At 36.5% G+C, this 19,273-nt stretch carries 11 protein-coding genes; all 11 read right to left on the reverse strand.

Translation table 11 applies throughout. The features are described 5' to 3' along the window. Positions 1-198: 198 nt before the first annotated feature. Positions 199-1,086: a tyrosine-type recombinase/integrase gene (locus J7E21_RS07355; RefSeq protein ID WP_215106194.1), complete on the reverse strand. Its 888-nt coding sequence runs from the start codon at positions 1,084-1,086 to the stop codon at positions 199-201. A gap of 184 nt (positions 1,087-1,270) precedes the next feature. Beyond that, complete coding sequence (locus tag J7E21_RS07360) at positions 1,271-4,462, reverse strand: DEAD/DEAH box helicase (RefSeq protein WP_215106196.1); 3,192 nt, start codon at positions 4,460-4,462, stop codon at positions 1,271-1,273. 22 nt (positions 4,463-4,484) lie between these two features. After that, complete coding sequence (locus tag J7E21_RS07365) at positions 4,485-5,216, reverse strand: hypothetical protein (RefSeq protein WP_215106198.1); 732 nt, start codon at positions 5,214-5,216, stop codon at positions 4,485-4,487. Positions 5,217-5,232: 16 nt separating this feature from the next. Beyond that, the gene (gene pglZ / locus J7E21_RS07370; RefSeq protein WP_353047742.1) at positions 5,233-7,137 is read right to left on the reverse strand and encodes a BREX-3 system phosphatase PglZ; all 1,905 of its coding nucleotides are present in this window, start codon (positions 7,135-7,137) and stop codon (positions 5,233-5,235) included. A 12-nt stretch (positions 7,138-7,149) separates the two neighbouring features. Next, entirely contained in the window at positions 7,150-9,912 is a 2,763-nt protein-coding gene (locus tag J7E21_RS07375; RefSeq protein WP_215106200.1) for a DNA methyltransferase, read from the reverse strand. A 10-nt stretch (positions 9,913-9,922) separates the two neighbouring features. Further along, a complete protein-coding gene (locus J7E21_RS07380; RefSeq protein WP_353047743.1) occupies positions 9,923-13,633 on the reverse strand; it encodes a DUF6079 family protein in 3,711 nt (1,236 codons plus the stop codon). 5 nt (positions 13,634-13,638) lie between these two features. After that, positions 13,639-14,091 (reverse strand): BREX-3 system P-loop-containing protein BrxF, encoded by a 453-nt coding sequence (brxF, locus tag J7E21_RS07385; protein ID WP_215106204.1) that lies wholly within the window; start codon positions 14,089-14,091, stop codon positions 13,639-13,641. Positions 14,092-14,132: 41 nt separating this feature from the next. Beyond that, positions 14,133-14,348 carry a hypothetical protein gene (locus J7E21_RS07390; RefSeq protein ID WP_215106206.1) on the reverse strand — a complete coding sequence of 72 codons (216 nt, stop codon included), beginning with the start codon at positions 14,346-14,348 and terminating at the stop codon, positions 14,133-14,135. Between the two features lie 675 nt (positions 14,349-15,023). Next, positions 15,024-15,737 carry a DUF211 domain-containing protein gene (locus J7E21_RS07395; RefSeq protein WP_215106208.1) on the reverse strand — a complete coding sequence of 238 codons (714 nt, stop codon included), beginning with the start codon at positions 15,735-15,737 and terminating at the stop codon, positions 15,024-15,026. A gap of 141 nt (positions 15,738-15,878) precedes the next feature. Then, positions 15,879-16,163, reverse strand: coding sequence for a hypothetical protein (locus J7E21_RS07400; protein ID WP_215106210.1), 285 nt, complete (start codon positions 16,161-16,163; stop codon positions 15,879-15,881). Positions 16,164-16,374: 211 nt separating this feature from the next. After that, positions 16,375-19,266, reverse strand: a complete 2,892-nt coding sequence (locus J7E21_RS07405) for a DEAD/DEAH box helicase (protein ID WP_215106212.1) — start codon at positions 19,264-19,266, stop codon at positions 16,375-16,377. Positions 19,267-19,273: the final 7 nt, after the last annotated feature.

Consider the following 19,273-nt stretch of genomic DNA (forward strand, 5'->3'; position numbering starts at 1 on the left):
ATCTATTTTAACGTTTACAGAGAGGCGTCTTTTCCTTTCTCCAGAGTTATTAAGGACATTATATCCGTCAATTCCTGGACAAACAATACCATCAACTTTTGGACATTATGAAACAGCATTAACAGAAAAGAACTGCCACAAAAAGCAACAGTCCTTTCCTGTTTTTACTTTCTAAAATTCATTTGATCATGCATTTCTTTATAAATATTTATCAATGGTTCCTTCAGATACGGTAAGATAATGCTGCATTAACGTTTCCAGCGATTGATGGCCGGTTTGTTGCGCGATCGTTGATAGATCTGCACCGGCGGCGTGCATCGCTACCACTTGGCTTTTCCTGAAGTTGTACCCGGTCAGCCCCGTCCAACGCTGCAAAAAACTATAGTACCCGATTTCACTGATTGCTCTACTTTCGTAGCGTCCATTCTTATACACCCTTCCCACAAAGTAATTATCTGGTTTCAGATGGTATTCGCTTATGTATACGCCGATTGCCTGGGTAACTTCTGACGTGAGCCGTTTCGTATGCCATCTTTTTTGCTTTTTCAAATAAACATGCACGCATTTGTTGTTCAGATCGAAATCACTTATTTTTAACCGCACCATTTCGCTAGGTCTGTTAGCGGTTACTAGATTGACTAAACAAATCGCCTTTGCTCTTATCGGGAGACAATAGAGCATATCCATCAACTCTTTCTTATCAAGGGCCGACTTTCCTCGAACTTGTGTCAAATGAGCATATTGATCTTCCTGGTACATTTTCCGTATCCCCGAAAGCTCATATGTCACACCAGCCTGTCCTTTGAGATCTATTTTATGGATGACACTCAAGTACTTTCTAATAGCTGCCAGCCGGCGTTCCCACGTTGTTTTCTTAACTTGCTGCTCAGTCAGTGAGATGTACAAATAATCAAGCATCGCCTCTGCGCCAATTACTTGGGCTGTGCTGCAGCAATAGTTCTTGTATCTCCGAATATCGCCCTCATATTGTTTTGGGATTTCCTCCATTTTCTTTTCAATATGAATTTTTCTGTGGTGGTAACGTTTCTGAGTGTCCTGGTGAATTGCCAATTTGAAATCCGTCATTTTTCTGTCTCCCCATTTCTTTTCAAAATCATTGTGAAACAACATTTATGATAGATTGATTTTGAAAAAAGTAATGGGACAAAGCAAAAAAGCCAGAGAAGAAAATTGACGCCTTCTTCTCTGACTCTTATAAACCATCGTTTTTGATAAGCATAATATATCCACTTATTGGATATATTTGAATTCATATTAAAAGTGATGCAGTCAATTTCATTTCTATAAAACTCTCTCCATTTATTAGATAGACATAAGTTTTTTCAATAATACTGTTCAAATCTTCGATATGTTCTTCACTTAATATAAAATCACGGTTATTTACAAGAATAATAAATCGTTCTTCCCCATTAAATCGTTCACTATAGAAATCAACTAACCCTAAATTACCGTATGCCTTTAATAATTTGCGACCATTATTTCTTTCATGGGTTTCGATCAATTCCGTATAATCTGTTGCAATCAAACGATAGGAAAGACCGTTTGAAATCAGCTCAAATTGTGCAACTTTCTTTGGAGGCTGTAGCGTAATGGTGCGCTGCTTATTAATGACCCCAAGTCTTTTAGTTTTTTGTTCTTCGATATCAATTAATTGAGCGTTCATTTGATTGATTAATGCAGAATTTTTATTGTCCTGATTGTCGGTCTGATAGTATATTAGGCGATCTAATACATCATTATACTGTTGCTGGAATGTATCGACTAAATAATCATGCATTTTATTTAATTGAGATGTGCGTTTTTTCTCAAGTGTATTTCTTTCCTCAATTGCTAGCTGCAAAACTTTTTGTCGCAAAACGGGTTGTTCGCTAAAAGGAAGTTCTGTAACAGTAGGAGAAAATCTATCCATTGATAACCAATAGGGCGTTAATTGAACAACTGAACCATCCATACGCTTCGCAATGAAAAATAAATGATTTTTCAATTCTTTGCCGATTCCATCTTTGTAAATAAGACGATAAGCATCGACTTCCAAATGTTCAGGCACACTATAAGTCATTAAATAGCGCTTAAAGACAAATTGTTCCCTTGTTTTTAATAGTAATTTCTTAGCCAGTGCGTATAAAGGATGCAATTTCGTTATATAAGGTATTTCATCGCTGCTATATTCAATATAACCTGTATACCGATAAGAATCTGTAAAGCTTGTTTCTTTTGCGAATTGATCGCGAATAAGTTTAGGAAATCTATCTATACGTTTTATGTGGTTTTCATGACTATCGAATACTTTTACATTCGAGCTGATAAAGGCATGATCCATCAATTCTATGTACATTCGATTAGGAACTTTATTAATTTCAATATCGATTTGAGACTGCTTTATTGCAGAAATGTCCATGGCATCAGAGTCAAACTGCATTTTTTTCATCGTTTGCATCAATTCTCTATGTTCGTCACTAAGTCCTTTGTCCATTTTCTTTATGACATCATCTAAGTTCTCACGCGTTAAAATAGCTTCTTTCATTAACTCGGCCAGATTAATTTCGCCATCTAATAAATCTCCCATAATGTTATAGACTAAATCATTTCCAAGATCTTCTTTCATCGAATCCAACTTTGTTAACAAGCGGGACAAGACATAACCTTCTCGTGTATTCGCAGCTACCAGGTTAAAAATAAGCACTTCGTTTTTCTGCCCAATTCGATGAATTCGTCCCATGCGTTGCTCCAATCTATTGGGATTCCAAGGGATATCATAATTGATCATTTGATTACAAAATTGAAGGTTAATAGACTCTCCACCAGCGTCTGTAGCCAACATAATTTGGGCATGTTGACGGAACAATTCCACTTGTTTGCGCCGTTCATCCATGGAGTAGCTCCCCATAATTTTTGCAATTTGATTGACTCTAGTGCTTAATTTCGCATCTAAATATTTTAAAGTATCTACGGATTCTGTAAAAATCAGTATTTTCTCTCCCGTGTAAATTAAGCCATCTACTCCAAACAACATCGTTTCTAATTCTAAATATTTTTTCTCTAACTCATGCTTTTTCAAAGAAGTTGTCATGATTAATAACTTTTCAAGCTCGGAAACCTCTTCCTTTAGCAAATCAATATCGATAGTATCTATAGAAAGCTCAAATTCCCGTTCAAGTACATCCGGGGATTCCACTACATCTTCTTCTAAATTACTTTCATATAACTTTTCAATTTTTTGTGTGTATTCTTTTCTTTCCAATTCGGTATTGGCTAAAATAGCTAGTAATTTTTTATAACGACGTCCAAGAGATTTATGTATGGCTTCAATTGATGAACTTAATCGACGCTGTAAGAGCATCATTGCAAAGGCAGTACTATTATGGCCAGTATTTAATGCCCGATTAAAATGAGTCTTTACATACTCTGTTACAGCATTATATAATTCCAATTCCGGTTCTGTTAAATTATATTGAATCGTTTTGGTCGTCCGTTTTGGAAAAATAGGGGTACCATCAAAGTTGACCATGGACTCTTTTAATCTACGAATAATAAAGGGATTGGTCTTGTCTTGAAGTGTCTGATTTGCTGAAAAATGCTGAAATATATCCGGTTCTATCAGTTTCATTAATAACCGGAAATTTTCTGCATCTCCTTTATGAGGAGTAGCTGTTAACAATAAACAATGTTCTGTTTTAGCTAGCAACTTTTCACCAAGCTGGTAAAGTTTTGTTTTAGATGTTTTCTTTTTAATTTTCCCATAAGAATATGCTGCCATCTTATGCGCTTCATCTACGATGACTAAATCGAATTGGGCTTCTAAAATCAATTCTTTAATTTCATCTCGTGTAGACCAGTAAATAGAAGCTAGACAATGGTCGTTTTCCATAAAAGGATTCAAACTGCCATATTCATTCAAAACGGCTCTATTAATAATTTTAAAAGACTCCTGGAACTTTTCATCCATCTCTTCTTGCCATTGACGGAGCACTAGCGGTGGGACGAGAACTAAAATACGTTGGACGCTTTCACGAGCCTTCAATTCTTTTATTAACATGCCGGACATAATTGTTTTACCTGCACCAGGATCGTCTGCTAATAAATACCGAATATTCGAAGAGGGCAACATACGACTATAAACAGCTTCGATTTGATGGGGCAATGGAATAACTTCTTGATTTCCAAGTGCACGTGTTCTAGAAAATCTATCTTCCAATTCAAGTATTAAATATAATAATCTTTGTTGGATGGACTCTCCTGACAAATCAATACTCAAATCTTTAGATGTGCTAACGACTGTTAGTTTTTCAATATCATGTGACGTTAATAATTGCTCATAATATTGATTGGATTGACGTCCGATACCTTCTAACAAATGATAGTCTTCTCCAAACGCTTCTAGTTTTTTAATTTCAATCGTCTCAGGAAAAAATGGTCCATTTATAATATCTCCAATGTTCATGCTCTACCTCCAAAAAAGCCCCTCACTCAAAAGAGCAAGGGATTGTAATGTTTCTTTCTATTATCGTGTCTCGGATGGTTTTGATGATTGTAAACCGTTCCCAGTCTATATCCCCTGTACGTACATGGTAATTGAATGGGAAGAAGATTGCACTAGTATTTATTACTTCAAGTGAAATTGTGTTCGTTTCATGGTGCGACATTAAAACTTCCAGCAATAACGACGATAATAAAGAATTCTCCAATGGTAGTTTAAGCTGTTTTTTTTCATAGACACCTGATTTTACCGTATTTAATATACCCCACTCTTTTATTGAAGAAAAAACTGCACTAGTTGCTACTTCCACACGCCGGCGATCTCCATAGAGATTTTTCATTTGTGAAAGAATTGTTCGGCTATAGACCTCATCTGCCATTTTCAAGTTCTTTCCCACATATAGCATTTGTTCTCTAAAGTAAGGGTAGGCAACGCTAACTAAACAATAATGAACAAATTTCTTTTCTGCCGCATTTAAATAGGGGTACTCTATAACCAATTTTTCATGGATGTCTTGAATAGAAGGCTCTACTAAACTCCAGGTTTTCATTAACATGGTAATGGCATTTTTTCTAGATTTTCCGCCTTTTATAGAGCCAAGTAATTCTGCATCTAACTGTGTGTACATGTCTTTTCTGTCTGTATAATGTCGCAGGAGATTTGCTGTAGAGTCTAGATGTGCGAGTTGAATTTTTTGATCAAAACCTACTGCTTTCATGATATATTCCTACTTCCTATCTGCTAACTTTGATGAATGGCACAATCATTTCTTCTATATGAATCCCCCCATGCGTCACGATTTTTTGATGCTTAGGAACAAAAGCTCCATTTCCATCTGCTAATAAGATGTGATAATCACTTGGTAAGCTAGTATCATCCCAGATGATTGTATCTTGTTGCTCCTTGGTCGTTTGGTTTCTTATATTGAGTGAACTGTATATTCGAGCACGTTCTCCTTTAGATTCAACAGTCACCCCTTGTGCAATGTGCCCTCTTCCTATACATTCAACGTTTCCGTGATCTGCAGTGAGGTAGATTTCGAAACCAGAGTTCATCAAATCCTCTATAAATGCAGTTAGATAATTTGAATGTAGCCAAGTGTTCAATTCGGACTGAACGGACTGGAGACCTTGTGCCGCCCCGTGCATAAATTGATCAACCACATCAATGACAGCACCGTATATGCGGATGGCAGGTGACAATTGATAAGCTAGATCCTTTTGATTATAGGCAGACAAACCTAAAGACTTTTCAAACACAATATTTTGTTTTGAAAATCCTTGTTCTTTCCAAAACGCTGTCCATAATGACTTTTCTTTATACGTACTCGTAATGGTATCGGCGAAAAATCGAGGTTCTTTGCCAGAAAATAATGCTTGTCTAGAAACGGAAGTTACACTTGGTACCCAAGCAAACACACCATCTTCTTCAAATTTCCAGGCAGTAGTATTTAGATGCTTCTTAATCAAATGCCACTGTGTAAAACTCATACCATCCAACACAATAAGAGCAATTTTCTTATCAGCTTGCCGTGCTAAATAATGAGGGATTTGATGAACCATTTTAGGTTTGGGCAAGACAGGTAAAGAGCGAAGTTGCTGAAAGTTTTCTAATATCCATTTTTTAAATGCAGTGTTTGCATTTGCTACTTCGGCTTGAAAACTTTCTTGGTAATTCCCCCTATTTAGGTGTTGCTGTTGAAGCTCTCCAAGTTCATTAGCGAAACGCAGCCAATCATTTCGTTCGAAGCCTGTATAGGTCTCCTTGAATGGAGAATGTTCAATAGAAGGCTTTTCTTCTTGTATGAGTAGCCCAGGCAACATCCATTGCTGAAATTGAATATCGCTCGGCACCTCAATGGGACTAATGTATGGATCAATATGTTGCTGTACAAAAGAGTCTTGGAATAAATTATGGGCATAGGACTCGGGACTTTCTGCAACTTGCATCTTCGCCTGTTGAACAAAATGATGGATGTATTGTTGCCACTTTTCATTGAAAAAACGAATGAATTTTTCTTTAGATTGAAAAAGTGTCACACTATTTGCTGAAAGTTGTTTCGGTGGCATTGTGAGCAAGTTTTTCAAACGCTCCCATAAAAAACCAGGCAACCCCTCATCAAATTTATCGTAATAGTGCAAGCCCACTTTTACTAAATCCGTTAAATTATAAATTCTTGATGCATGAATACCACAGACGTCATTAAGTAAGAAATCTGTGGTTTCACGACTATTTAATCTCTGGCTTTTGGAATGCTGATATATATATATATGCTCGTACAGCCAACCGGGAAACTGCCGTACAATAGAAGGCTCTAAATTAGGAAACAACTTATTTATAGACAATGTTACGCAAACGGCTTGTGCATATACATCATAGGGTACTTGGGTGAATTGGCTATCTGGAATAACAAGCAGCAGGCTTGAACGTTCAGTCCGATCTACATGTCGGAAATTAAGCTCATAATACTCACGGAAAACAACAGAGTCTTCATAAAAATAAAGCATACAATTTTGTTGGGCTAAAACATCTTGTATTGCTGTTTGGCTAAGCAGATTATGTTCATCAGACACAACATACAGAAGCCCTTTTCCTGTGAAATAAGACGCTATTTTTTCAGACCAATTCAATTTCTTCACCCACTTTTCTTCTTACATATCTAAACGGATTTGTGCATTGTCATAATACATTAACAGCTTATCATCTTCCTGGATGACACTTTCAGGTAAACGATCACCAACTGTAACAATTTTTGCGTAATCTTTGTCGCTCCAAGATTTTTTGAATCCTGCTCGGATGGCTTCTGTACGGAATTGCTTTAATTTCTTTTTATGTGTACTCAATTCCTCTACATAACTACCAAATTCACGTAATAACGACTTCTCACGTAGTTTTTCAAGGTCTGCTTGCTTATTTGGATCGGCAACATACCACCGATTCATCGCTTTATTTTTCATCTTTGTGTCGCTATTCTCTAACCCACGTAAATCATGATAATTTCGACGTAGATAGCTACCAATTTGATCTGGAACTACTTCGTCTCCTTCATAACGCAAGAAGTTTTGTATTAATAGAGAATCTAATTCAGGTAATTGCTCATGTTTGGCAATATGTTGAATTTCTTTCATAAATTGTGGATGCAAGTCTTGACGTGTCTGCGGCTTCCTCATCAATTGTTGACGAATCCATTCAATCGCACTATTCTCGTCCGAAACAAATAAACTCATTTGAGAAAACTCTTTCACAATAGTTCGCTTCTTATCATAATCGGCTACTTGTGATTCTAAGAAAGCCATACCATCTCGCATAGGAAAACGCTGTGTAACACCTAATTGAAATTCAGCTGACGAGATGGGAACCGGTAATCCATGTTGTACATGAAAAGCAATCATCCTATCAAATAAAATACGCGTTGTTCGTTCAGCAATAATTGAAGCTTCACCTTTTGAACCAGAAAATACTGGCAATTTCTCCAAATGTTGATTAAGAAATATCCAAGCAGATTCCTCTGTATTTGTTTGCTTACGCATCTTATCAATATTAAGTTTAGAAGGTTTATACGCAGTTATAACCAAATCTTGCTTAACTGCAATAGTTGAAGTAACAGCTTTAAAGCTACCTTGTTTTTTGTCTAATGCAGAAACGTCAGCAATCACAAAACCAACCTTTTGTAGAGATTCCTGAATAGCGTTCCAGACACTAGCTTGTGAATTACTAAATTCAATAGTTATCCATCTTCCGGGTTTTAATACTCTAAAGTATTGAGCAAAACTTTTTTCCATCAGTTTTTGATATTCAAATAAGGTCTTTTTCTGAGTGGTGTTCATAATGGCTTCGGTCTTATTATTAGTTAAAACTTTCAGCCATGCTTCCCATAGAAAATTCAATTCAGAATACATAAGGTTTTTCCCGAAAGGAGGATCTGTAAATATATAATCTACAGAATTGTTAGGTATACTATTTACTTCAGTAATAGATTGAGTAGTAACTATGGATTTGTTTTTTTCAGTGCTGCCTGTTTCTTTAATCATTTTCAAAAAATCACGAAGCTTATTCTTTAGAAGTAAAATTACATTCCGTTCAAATGTTAAAGAAGGGATATATAAAGTACCACTGAGCCCCCCAGTTCCTCCGAATCTAAAACGATTTGTTTTTGTTGCCCTTGTAATAGACGCTTGGAAGAAGAATAAGAGTTGGTTAACGTATTTGGACTTAACCGCGTGTTTATAAAATGTCGATAAGACTATTAAATTTCTTTTTGTAAAATACTGATGAACATGTGTAATGCCAATTCTATCGTTTCTTCTAGACTCATCTCCCTCTGGCATCCTAATAAGGGGAATCCATGATTCTAATTTGTATTGATCTATTTTTTTTAATAATTTCATTTGCTCTTCATCCACTTTGTGATCATATCTTTTTGTACCTATTGAATAGTTAATATTTACCGGAACTTGCTTTGCCATTGAAATATTTTCTTTTAAAAATTCATCGTACACTTGATGCCATGATCGATCTAAAGATTTTTTATCTAACTGAACAGAACAAGTGTCACATTGGAATTCACTATACATTTTTTTCTCAGTAGTATTGACTGCAACGTCCCAATAAATAATTTCACTAGAACATGAAGGACAAGTGAATACATCACTCCAAACTGTATAATTAATATTTTCTTTAGAGTTGGAACGATCAGAGTTTTTATACAACCACGCACATTCTTGCTCAACAATATCAATAATTTTATTAGCTTCTTGCTCAAATTCAATTATATTAAAGTCACTATTGTAGTTTTGACTGATTAGACTTGCTGCTGGTGACAAATCTGATAAAATTATATTTCTTTCTCCAAGTTTACTAATTAATTCGTCGCTTGCTTTAACATCTAATTCATCGATACTATAACCAAGTTTCTCAATTTCTGATGGATTCGCACATCTTTTAGCGGCTACACCCGTCATACCTGTACCTGAAAAACCGTCAAATACTAAATCTCCGGGTTCGGTATAGTGAAGAATGTATCGCATAATTGCTTTGTAAGGCACTTTTGTATGATAACTATGCGCATTATATACAGCATCATTTTTCCCCTCAACTATATCACCAATATAAGGAGTTTTATTGTATGGACTTTGTTTTTCAACCTTCATTTCTTTAGCTATAACTTCACCTAGCCATGGATTTGGACACGCAGTGTAGTAAGGTGGATCAGATAAAGCAATAATATCTTCATCTTCTCCGATCGGATATCCCTCAATTTTTTTTAATTCAGGTAGTTTCTTTTGTAGTTCTTCCCTGAAGTATTTTCTACGTGCTTCTTCACTTTCAAATGTCATGCCTAGACAGACAACGGGTGCGTTATCTGCGGCAGATTTTTCATCTAAGAAAGAAAGCTGATTGTCTTGTTGTGACATGTGCGTCTCCTCATTTCTTTAACATAATACGTACTTGGTTCGTTGGTGTGGTACCCACTGTTTTTGTAAGGAGTTCCTCGAATCGTTTGCGTAACTCATCGACTGCTAACGGGTGTCCATTTGCCATCATCTCTTCTATATCTGAAATAGATAGCTCTATTTTATGGATGCCTTTTAATAAGTCATTGATTGCCTGGATTAATCGAATGTCTAACGGCAACGAGAATGTTTGGTTTGCAATGAGTATTTCCACGAGCTGCTGTTGTTCAGGTTTAAGTAGTGAAATATTTTCTTTTACAGCTGGATCGTTGAAGTTCGTAAGTAATGTTTCTGTCCAGTTTGTCAGCATTTCAGGAAGCTTGTTTTGCATTTTCTTCAATGTGGCTTTTTCATTTGTCACAACTTCTGTAGGACGGAACTTACACTCCGAACACATAGGGGTATGGTCTAACTTCTCTTTCGTTACGTGATAGCAAGTCTTTAATTGAGATAACGTACGTTCCCAATTAAACAGCTCCTCTTTAGGTAAAATTGAAATATGGGCAGCTAATTCTTTTAGTGCCTTAGTCTGAGCATCGTTTAATAATGCATTTTTTAGCATGTTTTCTGAAGCATTTAAACGGGATTGATCATGTGCTTCAATATATAACTGGATATATTCTTTTTTCAATGTATCAAGAGCAGTAAGCTCTTTAGTAGTATCTTGGTGTTGTTTTAACGCGTATTGTAATTCATCCAATGCATCATCTACACGCGAAGACCATTCAGACTGGCTTCCGACGTTTGGCTGTGCAATTTGCAAGTAACTGACGCGCTGTTGAATTTCTTTAATTTGTTGTTCCAACTTTGCAAATGAAGTGAGCTTATTTACGGCTTCTTTTTGCTTTTCAATTGTCTCAAGATCATACTTTAAATTACGCATTTTTGCAGGTGTATCATATCGTTTCAGGCCTTCACAAAATTCTTTGTATCCCTCGAGTATTGTCACATTCTCTTGAATTTCGGCAGGATTTAGCAAAGGACCATCCCATGTAGGAAATCCTTTCTTTGCGACTTGAATGGTGTTTAATGTATCAAGAATCGCATTGTTTGCTTTGCCTGAAATCGTCGTGATGGTGCGCTTTAACATCTCATCTTCATAGTTAGCGATGCGCTCGTCAAAGAGGTCAGCTACAGCATTTAATTCCGCAATAGGAAGTCCAGTCGGCTTTTTGATATGGCTGAATTGAGCGAGCTTTGATAAAGGAAGTTGAATGTACTCTTGTAAATTAGAAGCATTATATGTCTTCCCTTCAACCGTCACTTCGACTGTTCCTGTATAGATCATTGCTCCAAGTAGGACGACCAATAGCTCAGGTTCTAGGTGAAACTGTTTTGTATATTGAAGATCTTCAACTCCACGAATAAACACAGTTTCAATAAGTTCATTATGATTAACAACCTGGCCATGTCCTTTTTGTTCTAACAAGTTTAATACCCATGCAGCATATCCAGATTGTTTAATTGATACTTTACCGGCTGAATCAAGTAGAATTAAGCCATCTAAGATAGCTTCCCCTTGCTTCGTTTCTTTTCCATTCAAATAATAGAGTGTATCACGCACATAAGTTTCTAAGTTATTTCTGGATAAATAAGAACCTTGAATTTTTCTGAATGAAGGATAATCTTCATACTTTTGCGCAAACCAATCCGTTAAAATTCCCTCTGAAATGATATTAATAATTTCTTGAATGGTAACGTTTGCGGGTAAAAACATTCCGAATTCGAGCACGCTTCCCTTTTTTCCTTTATAAGTGATTTCAAATGAGTGTACAAAGTTATCATTTAACCACTTATTGATTTCTTTAAAGTAACTTTCTATTTTCCTTGTGTATAAACTTCTTGTTGCAGATGCAGATTCTGCTTTCAAATCGTTGGCAGCTGCGTATAAGCGTAACAATTGTGTAAAATGTTCATCTTTTTGATTGAGTTCAAAAAAGAGCTCATCAGACTTTTGCTCATCTTTAAAAGGTGTTTTCAGATAAGGACGTAGCATGTAGATATAAAAATCGCGTTCAGGCTGCGCAGTTGACCGTTCGTTTGGTGCACCAAAAAACAAGTACCCTTGACGAGTAATACGACGTGCATCCCAAGGAAGATTGTGACGCCAAATTTTATATCCGGATACATACGTATTATCATCAAGTGTAATCGCTTGTTTTAAAATATCGTAATAGAAGCGATCTAACTTATCATCCTCAATTTTTTCGGCTTTTTGTTGAATTAAACTATCAATATCAATATCTTTTTTCAGGTCCAAATAATATTGCCCATTTGACTCGTTTGCAGATAGATACTGGTAACTGACTGTTTTTTGAATTTCTCTAACTGCTGCATCGACATTAGTTTTCAAGAAGTCCGACGCATCATCTAAATCCCTTAAAAGATCCATTCCTCCTGGAGGCGTTAATAGCAATTCATCTCTTAATTCTTCAGCGGTTAAGCCGACTTTGTCATAGATATCGGATGTTGATAGACGATATAATGACAATGCATTAATGATTCGTAAAGACATCGGTTTATAAGCACGCTTCTCCAGAGCATTCTGCACACGGTCTTTCAATATTTTTGCTTTATCCATGACTTCTTTAACATCTGGATTTGATTTGTACGAAGGGTCTTCCTCAATAAATTTCCAGTAGCTATCATACGAAATTAGCCCTGGCTCTTCTTCAGGTAGTTCTTTATCAAGAATGCTATTCATCTCAATGCTTATTGTCTTTAGTGCTACACGTTTTTCAATACCATTTACTTTTTCAAATGCACTTAAGTAAGCAGGATGAATTGGGAAAAGATTTACGTACGCTTCCATATCTTCATTTAATCGTCCGTATAGCGTTGTAAATTTAGATAGATGTTCTCGAATTAACGCTTTTTGCTCTTCGTTCTTTTTTAATAGTCGCTCTGATACGACATGTGCGATATCTTCGCGGACGATACGAACTTGCTCAAAGCGTTCCTTTACACGACGCAATGGTTCAGCTACAAAACTGAAACTAGGATTATCGAAGAGCATTTCCTGAATGCCAGCTATGAAGCGAAGACGCGTTTTACTACAAATCTCTCCTAATTCACGTAAGAAGCCTAAATCCAGTGTGATTTCTTGTTCTTTTCTACCGCGCAAATAATCGAGTAACTCATCTACTACGATGAGTAGCCCATGTTTGGGATACTTTTCATTGAATAGCCCCATCATTTCTTCAAGCGCATCTTTGTTATTTGTAATTTGATCGAATGAAGGGAAGGTGAAATTGACATCCATTTCAGCAAGTCCATCTTCAATATTGGATACTAAAATATCACGTAAGGATGTACCGACGCTTCCGATCTCCAAGCGAATTACTTTGAATTTCCCTTCGATATCTTTAGATTTCTCTGCAACAGAAGGATTTGAAATATGAGTACTGGCCCCTTCGCGTTCTGCAATCGTAGAAATGACGCTCATTAAGTGGGATTTACCTGTACCGTAGTTACCGACAATGAGTAATCCTTTATTATCAATAGATTGATCAAATTGAAGTTGGTTGATAATCATATCATTTAATTGTTCAGCCATACGTTCAGAGATTACATATGTATCTAGTAATTGAAACGCGCGATCTTTGTCATTAGCATCTTTTAATTGAATAACTGATTCGATTGGTTCAAATTGTAATAGATCCTTATATTGCAAAATAGTCACTCCTTCTATTTGATAACAATTGCATCTTTTGTGGAGTACTTAGTGTACTCTGGGTGGCCAGGTTCAGCGTGAATAAAATAGTCACCTTCAATCCTGCCTCGCCAAGTAATAATTAACGTTTTGTTTCTACTTAGATTGGTAAAAAGATCAAATGGATTAACTCCTAAAGATGGTTCAAATAACATTTCATAAAAATCTATACAGACAATTTCAGAATCTACATTATTTATAAATTCATGTAAAATTTCCGCTACTTTATAAGGTCTTCTATTCCGAGCTACTGTTTTAATTCTTTCGGATAATAATAAATTTATATTCATTAAGGGATAATGATTAGCCTGACTAAAATACTCTACGCTATTACCTCGTTCATATTCATATACATAAACTTGTTTATAATAAAGTTGAGAAATATTCTGCAACCTAACGCTAAGGTTGTTTAATACAGATATATTCAATTTAGTAAAACCCCCAAGTGAATGTTTTTGATGATAAATGATTAAACTTTCAGATGATTTCTTAAAGCTTCTTCCACTATCTCTAACATTGTCTTGTCCTGTTCAACTGCAGCAGTTTTCAAACGTTTATGCAAATCTGTAGGCAACATAAAGGTTGCTTTTTTCGTTGCTTTTTTTTGAGAGACTTCGTCAACTTTTTGATCAGAAAAACCATATTTCCCTTCTAAATTGTTACTGTCATTATTTTTAGTTGGCATATTTTAGCATCCCCTAAACGAATTAAATTATTAAATATTTATATCTTTCAAAAAAACCTTATTTGAATCTCGAGTACTTATAAAATTGTACCAAGAAACTTACTGGACGTAAAACTGCATTTACAGAAATACAGCTTTACGCCCGATGAATTAGAAACAAAGTAGTTTATTAACTACGCGTGATTACAACGCAATGAAATTTCATTTCTTTTGGTAAGTATAGATAATCCTCTGTTGACACTAGCTATGAAAAGAGATATCCAATAATTGGATATCTCTTTTCACTTATTATTTAATCAGGTTTTTTTCTTCTTCGAACCTTCTGTTTCGGTCCAAACCGTCACATAGTCTCCTTCTCTTAGATATTTATTAACTGCTGTATTCCCAAAAAATTCATCAACAACTTCATCATTTTCACCATAAGTACTAGAGTAATCAAATACCGACGTTACTTTATAAGGTCTTCTCAAACCCATAAACAAACCAAACCCTATCTGATTTACGCCTGAGTTTTGAATTTCATTTTAAGTATGGTGAGTGTAAGCATCGCAATTTGGAAAAGTAAATTCAGCATTGCCGTATTCAGGAACTACATAATTTTCATTATTCATCTTCATTCCACCTATTTTATTATATTTTAATAATTGCTAGTTCGCATTTAAACCACTTGTGGTTTTACATTCCACTATATTTTATAATTAAATAAGTAACTACGCCCCAAAATACTGTCGCTAATCCATCTGTTATCCATTTTGGAAAAGTACTTCCTTTTCCCTCAATTAACTCTCTTATATTTTCTGTTCTAAAAGTAAATTCATTCAAAGGGAGGAGTTTATGAGTTAGTTTAGAATACGTAATGATCGCAGTAGTAATGAGGATTATTATAGCAGCAATAATCATTGTTATATTTTCTAATCCTATTCCAAATCCGCCTAGAATACCTGCTAAAATGCTGCTATACCTATGCAATATATTAATAATCCATCTGTTATATCTGCCTGATTTTGATTCTTTTCGAGCAAAGAATTGTTCTAACAAGTTCCTTTGCCAATTCAGCCAAGATTCTTCGTCACCAGTTAACTCAATTTCTGTCGAATTCATACCAATAACTATATCCACACTTTTTATCACCGCCCCTTTTTCCGAGATTGTTTTTTTTATTTGCAAATACTCTATATCTTCGTTTTCAATTCCAACATTTAAATCCTCAATGTCAGCAGATAATCGAATTGGTATATCAGGTTTGTAATAAAAGAATTTAATTTCAAGTGTGTTATCGTAGTCAAGAGAATCATATTCTAATATTTTTTTTAATTCGAGAAGATCTTCTTTGTATAATTTCACACCATGTTCAAGTTTGAAATTTTCCTCGTATTTCTTTTTTTTCATATATTCACCCCTTAAAATAATCCTAGTCTAATAGAATAAGAAATACTATAAAAAAGGAGCCACACGAAGGTGACTCCTTTTCTTGACCCCTAAGGGTGATAACTTTTTCCTTGTATCATAGCCGTTATAGCTAGAGAAGATTTAACTCCCCTTAATGAATTCTTCAATTTCATTTGCTCTTGCTTTAATTTGTTCAGATTCTTTTGTTAAAATATCAACGTTTTTCTTTAGATTCTCTTTTTTTTTTGCATCTATCAACGTTCCAAGAGCTTTACTTTGGTTAGTTAAAACAAAGGCTTCAACGACCTTCTTAGCCCGTCTTTCATTGAAACAAATGTCGCTGTTTTCAATCATAACTTGATATTGATTTTGCATTAACGCTATTTTGAAAGTTAGAACTTCGTTTTCTTCAATTGCACCAGCCAACTCACTTGTTACATGAGTTTTGACAATCCTCTATTGTCGACACTCATTCTTGATTAATTTCATAGAGAATATAGTATCTTGCCAAAAGAATAATAAGCAGAAAAAAAGAGAAAAAATCCCTTTGAATACATTACATTAAACCAAGATAATATATCTCTCTTTCCGCATAACTTGTAGCAGATATTACTTCATTGTAATACTTACATAAGTGCTATACAGACTCAACCAAATACCGATAAAGCTTCTGCTCCACCGAATTCTCCAACTTCATATCCATCTGAACCACTGGGATGTCCCGGTGGTTTTTGTCTTTCATGAGCGATTGTTGAATCGTTGCCTGATCAGGTGAGGCTTTTCCGAGATAATAGAAGTCGCCGCCTTCGTCATCGTCTTTTTTTACAAAGATATGAATGGCGAACCCTAGTTCTTCAGCGCGAATAATGTTTTGAACTTCACCAGAGGATAAAGTTCGGTTGCTGCGAGTGAACCAGTGCATCGTCTCTTGGTTAATCAGTTCATCTCCATAGGCAACGCTTGAATCGACTTCATCACTTTTGTGATACGTAACGAAGATCGGGCATGTGCCATGCTTTGTTTTATAGCCATAAATGGTCGAGCTTTCGTCACTATCCCAGTTCAACAAGCGGCATACGTCTTTACGTGTGTATTTTTTATGCAAAGTGAGCGCTTGTTGTTGGTTATAGCGAGCACTGTGCTGTCTTGCTGTGGCGAGTAGATCTCCTAATGCATTTCGGAACGATGCATTGTCTCGTAAGCTCTTTTGAATTTGTGTATTCCAGAAAAATGCGTTAGCTTGTTGCTCGATTAATGGCTTTTTTCCATATTTGGTTTTGGCGCTTTGATTAAAAAAATCTAAGTTGAAAATTCGCATGACTGATTGGAAGGTTTTATCACTCCAAGGAATTCCTTCAGCGATCAGCTGCTGTTGATAGTCTTCCATCAACACCCGCTCATTTCGTAGCAGCATCTCCGCTAGAATAATTTCATGAACTCGTTTGCCGTTTAAAATTTCAAGCGACAACATCGTCATGACTTGCTCTTCGTATTCGCCCCATAACAGATCTACTTCTTTCAACTTCAAGAGAAATTGATGATAGGTATTGTATTTTTGAACGATGACGAGCGGATCGATGGAATTGTGCTCTAGAAAATCGTGCATTTGCGGAATGTGCCCGATACGGTTTTTCAACGCGATATAAGCTTCTCTTAACACTTTTAGATCTGTCAGCTTGCTGTTGGAAATCGCTTGAAAGACGCGGTTTTTCGCGATCATTTCAAAATTGACCGTTGAGACGCCGGTGATGTAATTGGTGTCTTTTAACGAGCGGCGGATATTGTCTTTGTTTTGAGAACGGTCGCCGGATAACGCCATCGGGATCAGATAATTGTTTTTGTAATTACCGATAAAGTCGATGATCGTGACGAATTCTTTCGAGCCGTGCTTTCGCAAGCCTCGTCCTAATTGCTGGATAAAAATAATGCTCGATTGTGTTTGTCGCAGCATGACTACTTGGTTAACGCTTGGAATGTCGATTCCTTCATTGAAAATATCTACTGTCAGTATGTAATCGAGTCGGCCGTTTTCGAGTCGCTCCACTTGGAGGATTCGCTCTTCTTGAGAGGTATCGCCAGTTAACGCAACCGTTCTTAACCCATTTTGGTTAAACGCTTCCGACAATTGATGCGCCTCGTCTTTGCGACTGCAAAACATCAAGCCTCTCACTTTTTCGCCGGAATGTCCGTAATAATGCACTTTTTTCAGAATGTGATCGACTCGCTCTTCAGCCACAAGCTTGGAAAATGCGGTCGCTTCGTCAATGACGCCTTCCTCGTATTCAAGCTCTGTCACCCCGAAATAATGAAACGGGCAGAGCATATCTTCTTCTAACGCTTCCTGCAGCCGAATCTCGTAGGCGATGTTGTAATCAAATAGCTCAAAAATATTGAAGTCGTCGGTTCGTTCAGGTGTTGCCGTCATGCCGAGTAAAAATTGCGGTTCGAAATGATCGATGACTCGCTGGTAAGAACGGGCTCCTGCTTTATGTACTTCGTCGATGAGAATATAATCAAAGCTTTTCGGATCAATTTGCCGCAGCGTGTCTTCTCTCGACAAGGTTTGAATGGTCGCGAACACATAGCGTGCATTCAAATCACGGCGATGTCCGGATAAAAAACCGAACTCTTCTTCGATCCCACCCAAAATCTTCATATAATCTTCTTTCGCTTTTTGCAAAATTTGTTCGCGGTGAACGATAAACAGCATGCGCTTTGGCGCTACACTGCGTACATCAAAGGCCGATAAATAAGTTTTCCCTGTCCCTGTAGCGGAGACGACTAAGCCTTTTTGATGCCCCGCATCGCGTACGTTTTGAATTTGGTGAAGAGCTGTTTGCTGCATCTTATTCGGAGTGACGTGGATAGCTTCTTCTAGTGGATTCGGTGTGTACACTTCTGGAAACTCCGCGATTTGTTTGGCATCGCGACGATATTCGATCGGCACGTATTGTTGTTCGTAACGCTGAATCCAAGCTTCCGTTAAAGTTTCTGCCTCTCCCCACACCGACTCAAATTGATCGTTGAAGTGATGAATCAGTTCGCCGTTACTGTGAGAAGTGAGTTTGACATTCCACTCATAGTTCACTTTCAAGGCTTGCGCCGTTAAATTCGAGCTGCCGACGATCAAAGTTTGGTGGGTGTCATGTGTGAAAATATATCCTTTTGAGTGGAAGCCTTTTTTATTCGACAGCCGAACTTCGACATTGGTAATTTTCAATAATTCTTTAAAAATTTTCGGATGGTTAAAGCTTAGGAATGTAGAGGTTAGAATACGCCCCTTTATTCCTTTTTGATTCAGGTCCGCCAAATGAGATTTCAAGGTTGCTAATCCGCTTTCGGTCACAAACGCGACAGAAAACAAAAACGATGTACATTGATCAAGCTCTTCTAGAAGTGTATTTAATACATAGTGATTAGACGCTGTATTGTTAATCAGCAATTTCGGCTTAAAGCGATCCGTCGTTTGAAATTCGCGATCGATAAAGCCTCTATGTAAGGACGCACTCAATTCTTTTGCGATATCCATGCCCATC

This window comes from Planococcus sp. ISL-109 (assembly GCF_018613655.1).
In the GTDB taxonomy this organism is placed as follows: Bacteria; Bacillota; Bacilli; order Bacillales_A; family Planococcaceae; genus Planococcus.

Excerpts from the sequence above, each read along its gene's own strand:
- J7E21_RS07355 (WP_215106194.1), bottom strand. The coding sequence starts at position 1,086 with ATGACGGATTTCAAATTGGCAATTCACCAGGACACTCAGAAACGTTAC.
- J7E21_RS07360 (WP_215106196.1), bottom strand. The coding sequence starts at position 4,462 with ATGAACATTGGAGATATTATAAATGGACCATTTTTTCCTGAGACGATT.
- J7E21_RS07365 (WP_215106198.1), bottom strand. The coding sequence starts at position 5,216 with ATGAAAGCAGTAGGTTTTGATCAAAAAATTCAACTCGCACATCTAGAC.
- J7E21_RS07375 (WP_215106200.1), bottom strand. The coding sequence starts at position 9,912 with ATGTCACAACAAGACAATCAGCTTTCTTTCTTAGATGAAAAATCTGCC.
- J7E21_RS07390 (WP_215106206.1), bottom strand. The coding sequence starts at position 14,348 with ATGCCAACTAAAAATAATGACAGTAACAATTTAGAAGGGAAATATGGT.
- J7E21_RS07395 (WP_215106208.1), bottom strand. The coding sequence starts at position 15,737 with ATGAAAAAAAAGAAATACGAGGAAAATTTCAAACTTGAACATGGTGTG.
- J7E21_RS07405 (WP_215106212.1), bottom strand. The coding sequence starts at position 19,266 with ATGGATATCGCAAAAGAATTGAGTGCGTCCTTACATAGAGGCTTTATC.